This is a genomic window from Vibrio maritimus (assembly GCF_021441885.1).
GTDB classification, from domain to species: Bacteria; Pseudomonadota; Gammaproteobacteria; order Enterobacterales; family Vibrionaceae; genus Vibrio; species Vibrio maritimus_B.
The window spans coordinates 1618709-1632256 of record NZ_CP090438.1 but is presented as its reverse complement, the minus strand read 5'-3'; the positions used below and the strand labels follow the sequence as shown (position 1 = coordinate 1632256).

Annotated in this window: 12 protein-coding genes; 8 read left to right on the top strand and 4 right to left on the bottom strand. The window is 46.4% G+C overall.

The window, feature by feature from the left end:
• Positions 1 to 26 precede the first annotated feature (26 nt).
• The gene (prpB, locus tag LY387_RS07520) at positions 27 to 926 is read right to left on the bottom strand and encodes a methylisocitrate lyase (protein WP_234495927.1); all 900 of its coding nucleotides are present in this window, start codon (positions 924 to 926) and stop codon (positions 27 to 29) included.
• Between the two features lie 62 nt (positions 927 to 988).
• Positions 989 to 1672, bottom strand: coding sequence for a GntR family transcriptional regulator (locus tag LY387_RS07515; protein ID WP_234495926.1), 684 nt, complete (start codon positions 1670 to 1672; stop codon positions 989 to 991).
• Positions 1673 to 1965: 293 nt separating this feature from the next.
• Between LY387_RS07515 and LY387_RS07510 the strand changes: the two genes are divergently transcribed.
• The 3 genes from LY387_RS07510 to LY387_RS07500 all read left to right on the top strand — a co-directional run bounded on the left by LY387_RS07510 (position 1966) and on the right by LY387_RS07500 (position 5221).
• The gene (locus tag LY387_RS07510) at positions 1966 to 2940 is read left to right on the top strand and encodes a tripartite tricarboxylate transporter substrate binding protein (RefSeq protein ID WP_234495925.1); all 975 of its coding nucleotides are present in this window, start codon (positions 1966 to 1968) and stop codon (positions 2938 to 2940) included.
• 247 nt (positions 2941 to 3187) lie between these two features.
• The gene (locus tag LY387_RS07505; protein ID WP_234495924.1) at positions 3188 to 3685 is read left to right on the top strand and encodes a tripartite tricarboxylate transporter TctB family protein; all 498 of its coding nucleotides are present in this window, start codon (positions 3188 to 3190) and stop codon (positions 3683 to 3685) included.
• A gap of 9 nt (positions 3686 to 3694) precedes the next feature.
• Entirely contained in the window at positions 3695 to 5221 is a 1527-nt protein-coding gene (locus tag LY387_RS07500) for a tripartite tricarboxylate transporter permease (RefSeq protein ID WP_042472783.1), read from the top strand.
• Between the two features lie 402 nt (positions 5222 to 5623).
• Here the strand turns inward: LY387_RS07500 and LY387_RS07495 are convergent, their stop codons facing one another.
• Together LY387_RS07495 and LY387_RS07490 are read right to left on the bottom strand one after the other, a co-directional pair.
• Positions 5624 to 6307: a response regulator gene (locus LY387_RS07495; RefSeq protein ID WP_234495923.1), complete on the bottom strand. Its 684-nt coding sequence runs from the start codon at positions 6305 to 6307 to the stop codon at positions 5624 to 5626.
• The gene (locus LY387_RS07490; RefSeq protein WP_234495922.1) at positions 6304 to 7923 is read right to left on the bottom strand and encodes an ATP-binding protein; all 1620 of its coding nucleotides are present in this window, start codon (positions 7921 to 7923) and stop codon (positions 6304 to 6306) included. The genes LY387_RS07495 and LY387_RS07490 overlap by 4 nt, the downstream gene beginning before the upstream one ends.
• Positions 7924 to 8328: 405 nt before the next feature.
• Between LY387_RS07490 and LY387_RS07485 the strand changes: the two genes are divergently transcribed.
• From LY387_RS07485 to LY387_RS07465, 5 genes are all read left to right on the top strand, one after another.
• The gene (locus LY387_RS07485) at positions 8329 to 8568 is read left to right on the top strand and encodes a cation transporter (RefSeq protein ID WP_234495921.1); all 240 of its coding nucleotides are present in this window, start codon (positions 8329 to 8331) and stop codon (positions 8566 to 8568) included.
• A 197-nt stretch (positions 8569 to 8765) separates the two neighbouring features.
• A complete protein-coding gene (locus tag LY387_RS07480) occupies positions 8766 to 10184 on the top strand; it encodes a TolC family protein (protein WP_234495920.1) in 1419 nt (472 codons plus the stop codon).
• Positions 10181 to 11152 (top strand): HlyD family secretion protein, encoded by a 972-nt coding sequence (locus LY387_RS07475; RefSeq protein ID WP_234495919.1) that lies wholly within the window; start codon positions 10181 to 10183, stop codon positions 11150 to 11152. Before LY387_RS07480 ends, LY387_RS07475 begins: the two co-directional genes overlap by 4 nt.
• Before the next feature lie 9 nt (positions 11153 to 11161).
• The gene (locus LY387_RS07470; protein ID WP_234495918.1) at positions 11162 to 12355 is read left to right on the top strand and encodes an ABC transporter permease; all 1194 of its coding nucleotides are present in this window, start codon (positions 11162 to 11164) and stop codon (positions 12353 to 12355) included.
• Entirely contained in the window at positions 12352 to 13491 is a 1140-nt protein-coding gene (locus tag LY387_RS07465) for an ABC transporter permease (RefSeq protein ID WP_234495917.1), read from the top strand. The genes LY387_RS07470 and LY387_RS07465 overlap by 4 nt, the downstream gene beginning before the upstream one ends.
• Positions 13492 to 13548: the final 57 nt, after the last annotated feature.

Here is a 13548-nt window from a genome sequence, read left to right as displayed (position 1 = left end):
TGTTGCTCATTTTTGAAATCAGCTAATTAGGACTTGTTATCAGCAAAGAGCTGATCCAATTTATCCTCGTAGCTGTGATAGTTGAGATGTTCATAAAGCTCAGCTCGCGTCTGCATTTGTGACGTCAACGCCTCTTGATTACCCACAGATAACAAATGTTGATACACATTTTCCGCCGCTTTGTTCATTGCTCTGAACGCTGACAATGGATAGAGCACCATATCAACACCAACACTTGCTAATTCTTCACAGCCAAATAGCGGCGTCTGACCAAACTCAGTGATGTTGGCGAGAATAGGAACGTCTTTTCCCGTCGCCTGTGACAATGCCGATTTGAACTGCTTGTAATGATCGAGTGAGGTCATCGCTTCTGGGAAAATCATATCTGCCCCCGCTTCAACGCAGGCAATAGCACGCTCAATCGCTTTATCCATCCCTTCGACGGCAAGGGCATCAGTACGCGCCATGATCACAAAACTCTGATCGCTTTTCGCATCGACCGCTGCTTTTACACGGTCGACCATTTCCTGCTGCGACACGATGGCTTTATTGGGCCGATGACCACATCGTTTCTGAGCGACTTGGTCCTCAATATGGACAGCTGCCGCCCCTGCTTTCTCCATCGCTTTGATCGTGCGTGCAATGTTAAAAGCACCACCAAATCCGGTGTCGATATCAACGAGTAGTGGTAGATCGCAAGCATTAGTAATTCGCTCTACATCTACCAGTACGTCGTTGAGTGTTGTTATACCTAGATCTGGCAAACCGTAAGAAGCATTGGCGATACCACCCCCAGAGAGGTAAATGGCTTGATGACCGACGTTTTTGGCCATCATGGCGCAGTACGGATTAACTGTACCCACGACTTGTAAAGGGCTTCCATTAGTGACGGCGTCACGAAATAATTGACCTGGTGAAGCTGACATGCTTGTCTCCTTGTCCTTTTTGTTGTCGGCATTCATTTCACATACGCCGACATTCACGTTATCTAATTAAGGTTTTGTTCTATCAAGGCTTTGCTGCGTGAGATATGTCTTCTCATTAGCAGCTCTGCCAACTCTTGGTCACGGTTTTTTATCGCGTCCAAGATGAATAAGTGCTCTTTTAAAGCGGCCTCTGGTCTCGATTGAGTTCTGGGTGATTGATAGCGATACATTCGAAGCAAGTGATAGAGCTCATTGCACAACAAATGAACCAACTGGCTATTTTGACTGGCTTTAATAATTCGATAATGAAAGTCAAAATCGCCGTGTTGATGAAAATAAGAAGCGCCTGACACTTCATCAATATGTTCAGAGTGTCTACCAAGAAGCTTTTCTAGCTCGGCGACTTCTTCGTCACTGATATGTGTCGCAGCCAATCTTGCCGCCATTCCCTCAAGGGCCTCGCGTACAGAGTAAAGCTCAACCAACTTTTGCTGCGATAAGGTAATCACTCGAGCTCCAACATGTGGGATTCGCTCTATTAGCCCGAGCCCTTCTAATCTCATGATTGCTTCGCGCAAAGGACCACGACTTACCTCAAATCGCTTTGCAAGCTCGGGTTCAGAGATTTTGCTGCCTGACTCAATGCGCCCTTCTACGATCTCTTCAATCAATCGTTCTGTTAAATTTTCTGACTTCGTCCCCTCTTTTAACGGGAGTTCATCATTCATTGCTAGTTCAACGCTCATTTCGACTCTTACCTACGCCGCCAACAACATTGTTGACAATAATTACTAACTGATGACTATTTAAGCAGCCATGAGTTCACAATTCAACCACATTGTCGACAATATAGACTAATGTCTAACGTTAACGTCAACCTGTGAACTTTATGAACAATATTCAGCTAATGCGCTTTATCCTCAATATCTGCACTTTATTGAGGCAGCGTTAACATTTGCATAACCTTTGACTAACCCATAGAGGTCACGCCAGCTCCCTCATACTGGCGGACAACAAAGTCAACATAAGGAACGTGAACATGTTTAAGGCACTAAAACCTACCCTTGCAGCGTCATTCGTTGCAGCTACCCTTTCATTTGGCAGCTATGCCGCTGATCTTGAGAAGATTCACTTCTTGATTCCGGGTGGTGCTGGTGGTGGTTGGGATATGACTGCACGCGGTACTGGTGACGTTTTGGTGAAAGCAGATATTGTCGACAATGTCTCTTTCCAAAATCTATCTGGTGGCGGCGGCGGTAAAGCCATTGCTCACCTGATTGAAACGGCCGAGCGTCAAGAAGACACGCTAATGGTCAACTCTACTCCTATCGTCGTTCGCTCTCTAACGGGTGTATTTCCACAGTCGTTCCGAGATCTAACTCCAGTAGCCGCTACTATTGCGGACTATGGTGCGATCGTTGCATCTGCAGATTCCCCATATAACACATGGGAAGATGTGGTTGCAGATTTCAAAGAGAACCCACGTAAAGTGAAGATTGCTGGTGGCTCAGCACGAGGTAGTATGGACCACCTTGTCGTTGCAGCAGCCTTTAAAGGCGAAGGGTTTGACGCTAAAAAAGTTCGCTACATTGCCTATGATGCGGGCGGCAAAGCGATGGCTGCTCTACTATCTGGCGAGACACAACTACTGTCGACAGGTCTGGGTGAAGTTCTTGAGATGTCGAAATCTGGGCAAGTTAAAGTTCTTGCGGTTACCGCTCCTAAACGCCTAGAGGCTGCTCCAGATATTCCAACGTTAACGGAATACGGCAATGAAACCGTATTTGCCAACTGGCGTGGTTTCTTCGCAGCGCCTAACGCTAGCGAAGAGAAAGTGAAAGAGTGGACTGCCGCACTGTCGAAAATGTACACCACTGATGAATGGGCTGTTGTTCGTGACCGCAATGGCTGGATCGACAACTACAAGCCTGATCAAGATTTCTATAAGTTCCTCGAAGACCAAGAGAAACAGATGGGTGCATTGATGACTGAGCTTGGCTTCTTAAACAAGTAAACCGCTTACGTACTTAAGCTTAGTGGAGGAGCATCGCTCCTCCTATTACCAATTTTGCCGTATATAAGAGGCAGTTTTGAATCCTTCAGTTCACAATTGTCCACACTTGCAGTACTGCCCCCTTAATCTCCTGGGGATAGGTTTATCTGGGTAGACCCACTTTGTCCTGAGTTTGTTTATCCGCTTGGTCGCCACTCAACGACCCCTTATATACGGCCTTTTCTCTATTCACTATTTGGAGTGAGTTATGTCTGATTTCACCTCAAAGCTGTTCACGAAAGAGAACCTGCTGTCTCGTGATCGTGTAGGTGCGATGATATTTTTGATTCTATGCTTGTGCTATGGATACCAAACATCGTTAATTCCCATGTTTCCTGGGGATGAGTACGAACCCTTTACTGCTCGAACCCTACCAACCATATTAACCTTTGTTGGTATCGGTCTGTCTGTTTTGTTATTGATTACTGGTCAGCCTGATCAGAAAAGTGCGGTCGAAGCCTCTTTTAACTGGAAACTACTCATTGGTTTCTTGGTTCTAATGGCGGGTTATGGATTAGGTCTCACCTACCTTGGCTTTGTATTGGCAACCAGCTTTTTCCTATTGGCGGGATTCTATTTATTGGGTGAGCGCAGAAAACCCATCTTGTTTGGCGCATCGTTCCCATTTGTCATCGGTTTTTATCTATTACTCACTCAAGGTCTGGATATCTATCTAGAACCTGGGCTCATCTTCACGATTTGGTAGGACACCATTATGTTAGACGGAATTTTACAAGGTCTCTCGACGGCGGTCATGCCGATGAACATCATGATGGTCATCGTTGGTTGCTTTGTAGGTACATTTATCGGCATGCTTCCAGGGCTTGGTCCTATTTCAGCTATTGCACTCATGATCCCTATTACCTATGGGCTAGATCCTTCATCAGGCCTTATCTTGATGGCAGGTGTGTATTATGGTGCCGTTTTTGGAGGCTCGACCTCATCAATTCTAATTAATGCTCCGGGCTGTTCTTCAACAGTAGTTACCGCTTTTGATGGCTACCCTATGGCTCAGAAAGGTCAAGCGGGTAAAGCCCTCGCCCTCGCAGCTTACTCATCGTTTACCGGTGGTACGTTGTCAGCGATCATGCTGTTGTTTGCAGCTCCAGCACTGGCAAAAGTGTCGCTTAGCTTCCAATCTTCAGACTACTTTGCACTGATGCTTCTTGGTCTATCTGCGGTCGCCGCTTTTGCAGGTAAAGGTCAGGTGCTGAAAGCATGGATGATGGTAGTTCTAGGACTCATGCTCTCTACCGTTGGTATTGATAAAGGGGTTGGCGTTGAGCGATTCACCTTTGGTCTTACTGACCTAATGGATGGATTTAGCTTCCTACTACTAGCGATGGCTACCTTCGCTCTGGGTGAAACCTTAATGGGCATACTCAAGCCACAACAAGATACTCGCCAAGATGAACAGAAAAAGCTGAGTGACATCGGCAGCATGAAAGTAACCAAAGAAGAAGTCAAAGAAGTGGCGCCTGTTTCTATTCGCTCTTCTATTCTTGGTTTCTTTACTGGCGTACTCCCTGGCGCAGGTGCGACGATTGCCGCTTTCCTCTCTTATGGTATGGAGCGCAACCTCGCACCAAAAGATAAGCGTGAAGAGTTTGGTAAAGGTAGTATTCGAGGCTTAGTTGCCCCAGAATCAGCTAATAATGCCGCATCAAGTGGCTCATTCGTACCACTGCTAACACTGGGTATTCCAGGTTCTGGTACTACAGCAATCATGTTGGGTGCTTTGATCGCCTACGGCATCCAGCCTGGTCCACGCCTGTTTGTCGAACACCCTGATGTCTTTTGGTCGGTCATCATTTCGATGTACTTTGGTAACATTGTCCTAGTGATTTTGAATCTACCGCTGATTCCTTATATCTCTAAACTGTTGGCGGTTCCGAGAACTGTTCTGCTACCAATGATTTTGTTCTTCTCGATCACCGGTGTTTACCTAGTTTCATTCAACACTATGGATGTGTTTATCATGCTGTTGATTGCAATGGGCGCAATAGCATTACGACTCGCAAACTTCCCACTTGCCCCGCTGCTGCTCGGCTTTATTCTCGGTGGTTTGATGGAAGAGAACCTTCGACGTGCGCTAATGATTAGTGATGGTGAGCTTAGCTTCTTGTGGGAACGTCCTATCACGATGACGTTTACGGTACTTGCGGTATTGGTACTTGTGGGTCCAGCGCTGCTGTCTGTGGTTAAGAAGTGGTTCAATCAGCCGAAGAAGGTTGAGTCATAGAGAAGTGGTTACTGTTTGCTCCTTCCCTAACTAAGGGGAGACTAGGTGGAGAGGAAACACGAAGGCTAAATCGAGCTGCAGGCGCAAGTTGTAAGTCCGCTTTACCCCCTCTAGCTCCCCCTTATCACGGGGGAGAACCATAGGCTAGCTCCTATCGTCACATCGCCTTTTTAGTTAGCTACGCGACAGCGAGCATTAGCTCCTCCCCTTGCAAGCGGGGCGCGTAGCTGGGAGGCTGGGAGGCTGGGAGGGGTGGGAACGCGGACGCCAAACCGAGTTACAGGCGCTAATTGTAGGTCCGCTTTACCCCCTCTAACTCCCCCTTATTAAGGGGGAGAACTAAAGGCTAGCTCCTAACGTCGCATCGCCTATTTTTGTTGAGTGATAAACAGCAAGCTCTTGTTAATGCTGCCTCCGATAACAACGCTCCGGTCTACCTACCGACCCGTAGTTTACGTCAGCTTCAAGCTCCCCAGTACCAATTAAGAACTCCAGGTAACGCCTTGCGGTAGTACGGCTGGCACCGATACACTCCCCTGCTTCATCGGCTGTATACAGGCTGTCTTCTTTGAAAAGTGCTCGTATTTTCTCCAGGGTAACGCCGTCGATCCCTTTTGGTAAACGCTGATCGGAGCTCGACTCAGAGCTATTCGCTTGCATCATCTCATCGACTAAAGACTGGTTAAGGCCGTCAGCGTCATGCAGCTTTGCCGTCCTCTTCTGGTATTTTTTAAGAGCGGCTTCTAACCGTGGGAACATCACTGGTTTCAGTAGATAATCAATCACACCACCACGCATAGCATGCTGCAGTGTCTCGACATCGCGTGCAGCAGTAATCAGTATCACATCGCACTCTTGGTTCAGCGCTCGGATATGCGTCAAAATCTCAATGCCTGTACCATCTGGTAAATAGACGTCTAGCATCACAAGTTCAGGTTCCAAAACTTCCAACTGCATTTCGGCGTCGGCTTTCGAGGTCGCAATACCAACCACTTCAAAACCACCCATCTGCTCTAGATAACGGCGATGCAGTTCAGCGATCTTAAGATCGTCTTCTATTATCATGACTCGAGTTAAGTCACTCATGCTAATCCATCCTTCGGAATATAAATGGTCACGCGCGTGCCCATGGTGTCGTTTTCTATCATTTCTAGCTGCCCTTGGTATCGTTCTGTGAGTTGTTTAACCAAGAACAGCCCTACACCACGGTTGTGTGCCGATTTACTCGATACACCCCGCGTCGTCAATGCATCAACATCAAGGTGTTTGGGTAAGCCGCATCCCTTGTCTGATACTTCTAATATAATCTCGTTGCCAAAATCACTGATCGATATCTCTATTTGGGCGCGCTCAAAACGCTCATTAGGCGCGGCTTTTATTGCCGATTGTGTGGCGTCGAACGCATTGTCGATCAAGTTACCCAAAATAGTGACGAGGTCATCAGCATTAATATTTTCTGGTAAAGGCTCTAGCCTAGATTCTTCGTCAACAAGCAATGACAAGCCAATCTCTCGAGCCCGCTCTGTTTTACCCAGCAACATACCTGCAATAAGCGGGTCTTTTACTGTTTCTCTCAAAAACTCAATAAGCTGTTGATAGTGTTCAGTTTCTTGACCTATCAAGCTTTGAACCGCTTCGACTTCACCCATTTGTACCAGCCCACTAATGGTATTGAGCTTATTGCGATGTTCGTGCGTTTGTGAACGAAGCATCTCTGCATAGGCTTTAGTCTGAGAGAGCTGGTCGGTTAGTTCGCTAATCTCATCTCTTAGTCGGAAGCTCGACACGGCTCCAATTACTTTACCGTCAACAAGAATCGGACTGCGGTTCGCAACAATTCGCTGTTGATTTAGGTACAACTCAATATCGTGGTCAGTTTCTTGACTGTCGATCAAAGATTGAAGGTCTGAGTTCGGTAGAACGCGGGTTAAAGGCTGATTCATCACCTTTTCTTTTGTGAGTCCTAAAATCTCACAAGCACTGGTATTAATAGAACGAAGCACACCATGGGTATCGATACTGATCACACCCTCTTTAATGGTGCTCATGGTGACATCAAGCTCACCATAGAGACGACCAATCTCCTCTGGTTCAAAACCAAGAATAGCTTTTTGGAAACGTCGTGAGATGAAATAAGAGATGATGGCGTTGGCAATCAAAACGAGTATTGCCATGCCTATCAAAAACAATAGATAAGGCTCGATTCGATCTTGTAATCGGTCGAGCAAATAACCAACAGAGACAACACCGATAACATTGCCATCTTCGTCGAAGACGGCGGCTTTGCCTCGAACGGATTTACCAAGGGAGCCTTCTGCGAACGAGACGTAAGACTTTCCGTGGATAAGCGCGAGATCATTATCCCCCCCTTTCATCGGTAGACCAATTCGCTCATCAACAGGGTGAATCAGACGAATACCATCTTTGTCACCAATCACGATAAAGGCTGCACCAATCATCTCGGTGAGGCCTCTATAGCGTGCTTGCATGAGGGACGATGTATCGTACTGAATCATGTGGATTACGGAAGAGGATTGGGCGAGAAATGTGGCAACGCCTTTAGCCTTAAGCCCCATTTCCTCTTCTTGAGATTGTTTAATGTAACTAAATCCCGCTAACGTCAAGACAAGCAACTGCAGCAATCCCGACACTGTCATGATAATCAGCATTCGGTATCGAAAACTTATCTGGTTCCATTTCATGTTCACTCTCCCTAAGGCAAACACTGTAACAGTGCTGTAACATGACGGCATCTCTGTGAATGTGGTTCTGTGAACTCCTAGGCTATTTTCGAATGATTAACGATTATCAACGTACGTTAACATCAGGTTACACACTCAAATCGTTGCATCGCTGTTCACTCTTTAACCTGATCAAGATCACATCATTTTTAGATTAATTTTAGAACTCTCACCTACCACTTTCGTATAGTATGAAGTGTCAGTTGACTAGGTTGAATCTCGGCTTCCCCGAATACTGAGACTCAAGACACGTTAAAAAGATGTAACTAGTCGTAGGCCATCGAGTCAGACAATAAAAATAAAATAGCAATGAAGCAGTAATAACCGTAACCAATAATTACTAGAACTATGATAAGGGAATAGATTATGGAACGTGACTGTTTTGGAATTTGCCTAGATAGAGCTTTGCTGTCGCGCAATCGACGTGCAACCTTTACGCATGTGAGGGCTTACCAAACCACCAACTCGGCTGAGGACGAATTAGATCAAGACGTTCAAGTCTCGTTCGCTTCTCCTCAAATGTCGGGTAGCGAAGTGTTAAAAGCACTTCTCAAATCAAAACACTTATTGTGGCGGGCGGGTTATGTCTGCCCCTCCCACGATTAATTGTTTAATTCGCTAGCAAAAAGCAAAGTCTCTCCCGGCTTTGCTTTTTTTCGTTCTAATTTTCTCCTTCAATAAATTCGAAAAAACAGAGACATACACACGCTATTAGTGAAATACCAACTATATTTAGGTTATTGCACACTATTTTATTAGAGCATATACTCTAGATAATTTTTTAACATCGGTTTGGAGCATTCATGAAGATCAAGTCCCTGCCATTGGCTTTGGGCGCTTTGCTAGGAACGCTTTCATTTAGCAGTTTAGCTGCTGAAGTCTCTTTTGATGAAGCATGGCAACTACTTCAACAGAACAACAATTCACTAGCAGCGCAGCGCGCGAACGTAGAGCGATATGGCCACTTAAAAGACGCTTCAAGCAGTCTCAACCTACCTAAAGTAACGGTAGGGGCAAACTATACTCGCCTCGATCAAGACGTCACACTAAATGGTCAGCAGTTTGCAGATAGTTTGAGTGGTGTACCCAATATTCCTGGTTTAGGACAAGCTCTTGGTAACTTGCTTGGTGGCGTGACTTCTACACTAGAGCACAAAGACATTTTCAGCTCATCTATTCGTGCTGTTTGGCCTATCTTCACCGGTGGTCGTATTACTGCAGCTCAGACCGCGGCTGAAGGTAAAAAAGAAGAGGCGCAAAGCCAACTCGCGATGGAAGTACAAGCGCGCTATGAAGATCTCAGCAAATACTACTTCAGTGTCATCTTGGCAAAAAACGTCGTCGATACTCGTATGGCAGTGGAAAATGGATTGACTAAACACCGTGATTTCGCCATCAAGCTTGAAGAGCAAGGTCAAATCGCACGTGTCGAACGTTTACAAGCCGAGGCCTCCCTTGATAAAGCGGTAGTCGAGCGTAAAAAAGCTGAACACAGCCTCAACATCGCACAGGCTGCGCTTACACAAGTTTTGGGTCAGACCGAAACCGTTGAACCCCGTGATGAGCTATTTATCAATCGAAATTTGCCACCGCTTGATGCATTCGTCGATCAAACTCTAGACACCTACCCTGGCCTTGCCATTCTGGATGCAAAAGAGAAACAAGCGAGCAGCTTGATGAAGGCAGAGAAAGGCAAATACTATCCTGAAGTCTATGCCTACGGTGACTACAGTCTATATCACGGAGACTCCCTAACCAGTCAGCTTAAACCCGATTGGCTTGTAGGTATTGGCGTTAGCGTTCCTCTGCTTGAAAACACGGGTCGCAGCGAACAAATGAAAGCGGCAAACAGCGCGGTTTCTCAAGTTCAGTTTTTGCGTAAACAAGCACGTCAGGATCTTAGCGTGCTCGTTGAGAAAACCTACCTAGAAGCGCAGCAAGCCTTAGACGAAGTTCAGGGGTTAAACTCAAGCATCCAACTGGCGCAGGAAAACCTAAAACTGCGTCAAAAGGCCTTCTCACAAGGCCTAGGCCGCTCGCTCGACGTAGTTGATGCCGAGTTGTATCTCGCCAGTATAAAAACTCAGCAGGATGCAGCAAGCTTCCAATACCTATTATCACTCAACAAACTTCTCGCACTTTCTAGTGAGATGAACAACTTTGCTACGTACAAACATAACGCAGTTACCCCTGCACAACTAAGAACTGAGGACGCATCATGAACAAGGTAAAACCGGCACTAGTGACATTAGGCGCTGTAGCTATAATTGGCTGGGTTGGCTACAAGTTCTTTGATGCTTACCAAACACCACCTCTTCGTATTCAAGGTCAAATAGAATCACAGCAGTACAGCATCTCATCTAAGGTACCGGGTCGTATCGATGAGGTGATGGTACGTAAAGGCGATAATGTGTCTGAAGGACAGCTCATCTTTACGATTCACAGCCCAGAGATTGAAGCCAAGCTTGAGCAGGCGGTTGCCGGACAAAAAGCGGCAGGTGCATTAGCCAAAGAAGCAGAAATTGGCGCAAGACAACAGCAGATTCAAGCGGCAGAAGATCAATGGCGCAAAGCGAAAGCGGCTGCGGCATTGATGGAAAAAACTTATCTGCGCGTCAATAACCTCTATAAAGACGGCGTAGTTGCTGAGCAAAAGCGTGACGAAGCACTAACGCAGTGGCAAGCCGCAAAATATACCGAAAGCGCAGCATATCAAATGTTCCAGATGACGAAAGAAGGCGCACGTGACGAAACTAAGTTAGCAGCCGCAGAAAAAGCACGTATGGCCGCGGGTGCCGTGGCAGAAGTAGAAGCGTATGCTGCCGATACCCAAATCCATTCTTGGTTTGATGGTGAAGTATCTCAAGTACTACTTCACAGCGGTGAACTAGCACCACAAGGATTCCCTGTGGTGACTGTTATTGATACGAAAGATACCTGGGCCGTGCTGAATGTTCGTGAAGACGCATTAAACCGCTTCGAGAAAGGCAGCGAGTTTGAAGCGTACGTCCCAGCACTCGATGAGTCAGTTACGTTCAAAGTCACACACGTTGCGGTAATGGGTGATTTTGCAACTTGGCGTTCTACTGATGCAACGCAAGGCTTTGATCTGCGTACATTTGAGGTTGAAGCTCGACCGTTAGATGACGTGAAGCTTCGTATGGGTATGAGTTTGGTCGTAGAACTGTAAGGCTCGGTTATGTCTCAAACTTCACCTACTCTCTCTATTGCTTCTCGTAGAAAGCTAGTAAAGAGTCACTTTCGTAGCCAATGGCACCTACTCAGACATGACAAATGGTTATTGTCATGTCTTACATGGGTGCCCATTTTGCTCTGCTTGTCTATTTACTGGATCTTCTCTCAAGGGATAGCAAGCAACCTTCCGATTGGTGTTGTCGATCAAAGCAAAAGCACCTTGTCGCAAAAGCTCATTCGAAATTATGATGCGACATCAATGCTCAGTGTTGACCACCAATATGAAGATATTGGTCAGGCAAGGCAGGCTTTAGTCGAAGGTGACAACTATGCCATTTTGTACGTGCCACCGGGTTTCGATAAGGCGATAGTGAGATCCGTATCGCCTCAGGTCACTCTTTTCTACAACAGTCAGTACATACTTGTCGGACGACTAATTAACTCTGCAGCATTGCAAGCCCAAGGGACATTTAATGCCCAAGTAGAAGTTGTGAAAGCACTCTCAAAAGGCAACACGACGGGCGCGGCTGCCGTCGGCAAAGCCGTTTCCGTTAGAACACAGATAACGCCCCTGTTTAACAAGGGTACTAACTACGCTCAGTTTCTGGTGACCGCGATTGTCCCTGCCATTTGGCAGATAGCCATCGTGTCATTTACCGTGCTCGCGTTAAGTGCCAATTATCGAGTGGCAGGCATTGCTCCCTGGTTAGGTAAAGGGAGCATTGTTAGAAACCTTGGCAATACTTTATTTCCCTACTTTGTTTGGTTTGCATTACTTGGGTTAGCGTTTCTTATCTGGTTTTACGACTTGATTGGCTGGCCAATGGAAGGAAGCTGGACAGTATTGATTTTTGCTCAGCTGGTCACGACCGTAGCTTGTATGATCATGGGAGCACTGTTCTTTTTCCTAACTTGCGATGCTGCTAGGGCCATGAGCTTCGCTGGCGCCTTCACTGCACCTAGTTTCGCGTTTATGGGCATCACCTTCCCTGCTACTGATATGGGTCCGCTCGCTGTTTTTTGGCGGGAACTGTTGCCCATTAGTCACTACATTGAGGTTCAGGTGAGTCAAGCAAGTTACGGTGTTCATGCGGCGCAGTCGCTGGCTCATCTAATGCCTTTGATTGGCTACATTATTCCACTCGCGCTCACCGTTATGCTGATTAAAAAGCATCTAGCTAAGGAGTTATCAGCATGACCTTGTTAGAACACATTAAACTTGAACTCAAAGCAGTTCTCACCAATCCCGTGGTTGTTTTGACGGTATTTGGCGGAGTCATATTCTATTCGTTTCTCTACCCTCTTCCTTACAGTCAGCAGACACCAAGAGAGCAACCAATTTCAGTCGTCAATCTCGACCAAAGCCAAACGAGTTTCCAACTCGAGCGCATGGTCGACGCCACTCCGAATGTCCAAGTGGTACAGCGCGATCACACCATCGAACAAGCAAAGCAAGCTTTCATCAACGGTGAAATCACAGGATTTCTGGTTATCCCTGAGCATTTCTACAAAGATCTTATGTTGGGTAAGAGTCCGGTATTAGCTTACGCAGGCGATGCATCGTTGTTCTTGGTTTACGGCACTGTGGTCGAAGGGTTAGCGCAAGCGGGCGGAACATTAGCGGCCAAGGCCAAGGTTTCAAAGCTTTTGATTGATGGTGTACCGCTTGAGTTAGCGAGTCAGCAATACTCAGCAACTCGACTTAATGCAAAACCCACATTTAACCCTCGAATGGGGTATGTAGATTATGTCGTCCCTGCGGTATTTGTGTTGATACTGCAACAGACGCTGGCCATGGCATCTGGACTGGTTGGTGGGACGCAACGTCAAGGCAAAGGCTATTGGAGCTCACAGTCTGTAATGTCTGTTATCGCAGTTAGAAGCTTTGTACTCACCGCCATCTACTATCTGCTGGGTATGTTCTATTTTGGTGCCAGCTTTAGTATGTATGGGATTAGCACGCTCGCCAATCCATTCGAAATTCTCACTTTAATGCTACCGTTCTTTTTAACGTCATGCTTTATTGGGATTTTCCTAGGAGCGCTAACGCCTCGCAGAGAATTGGTGACTGTCGTTGTGTTGATTAGCTCTATGCCTTTAATCTTTTCTGCAGGCTTTATCTGGCCCACTGAAATGCTTCCAGCACCAATGCAATGGTTCGCAGCAGCCTTCCCTACTCAAGCGGCTATCAGCGGGTTCTTGAAGCTAAATCAAATGGGAGCAGATTGGACTCAGATTCGAAGTGATTGGACGCAGCTTTGGATGCTTACGGTTGTTTGGGGAGCGCTTGCAGCTTGGTGCTTCAAGAAATACCGGTACAGTGCAGTAGATTGATAGCATCTTCAATGAGTTATCGACAACAATTGATAACATAAACAAAAGGGCCAGTGG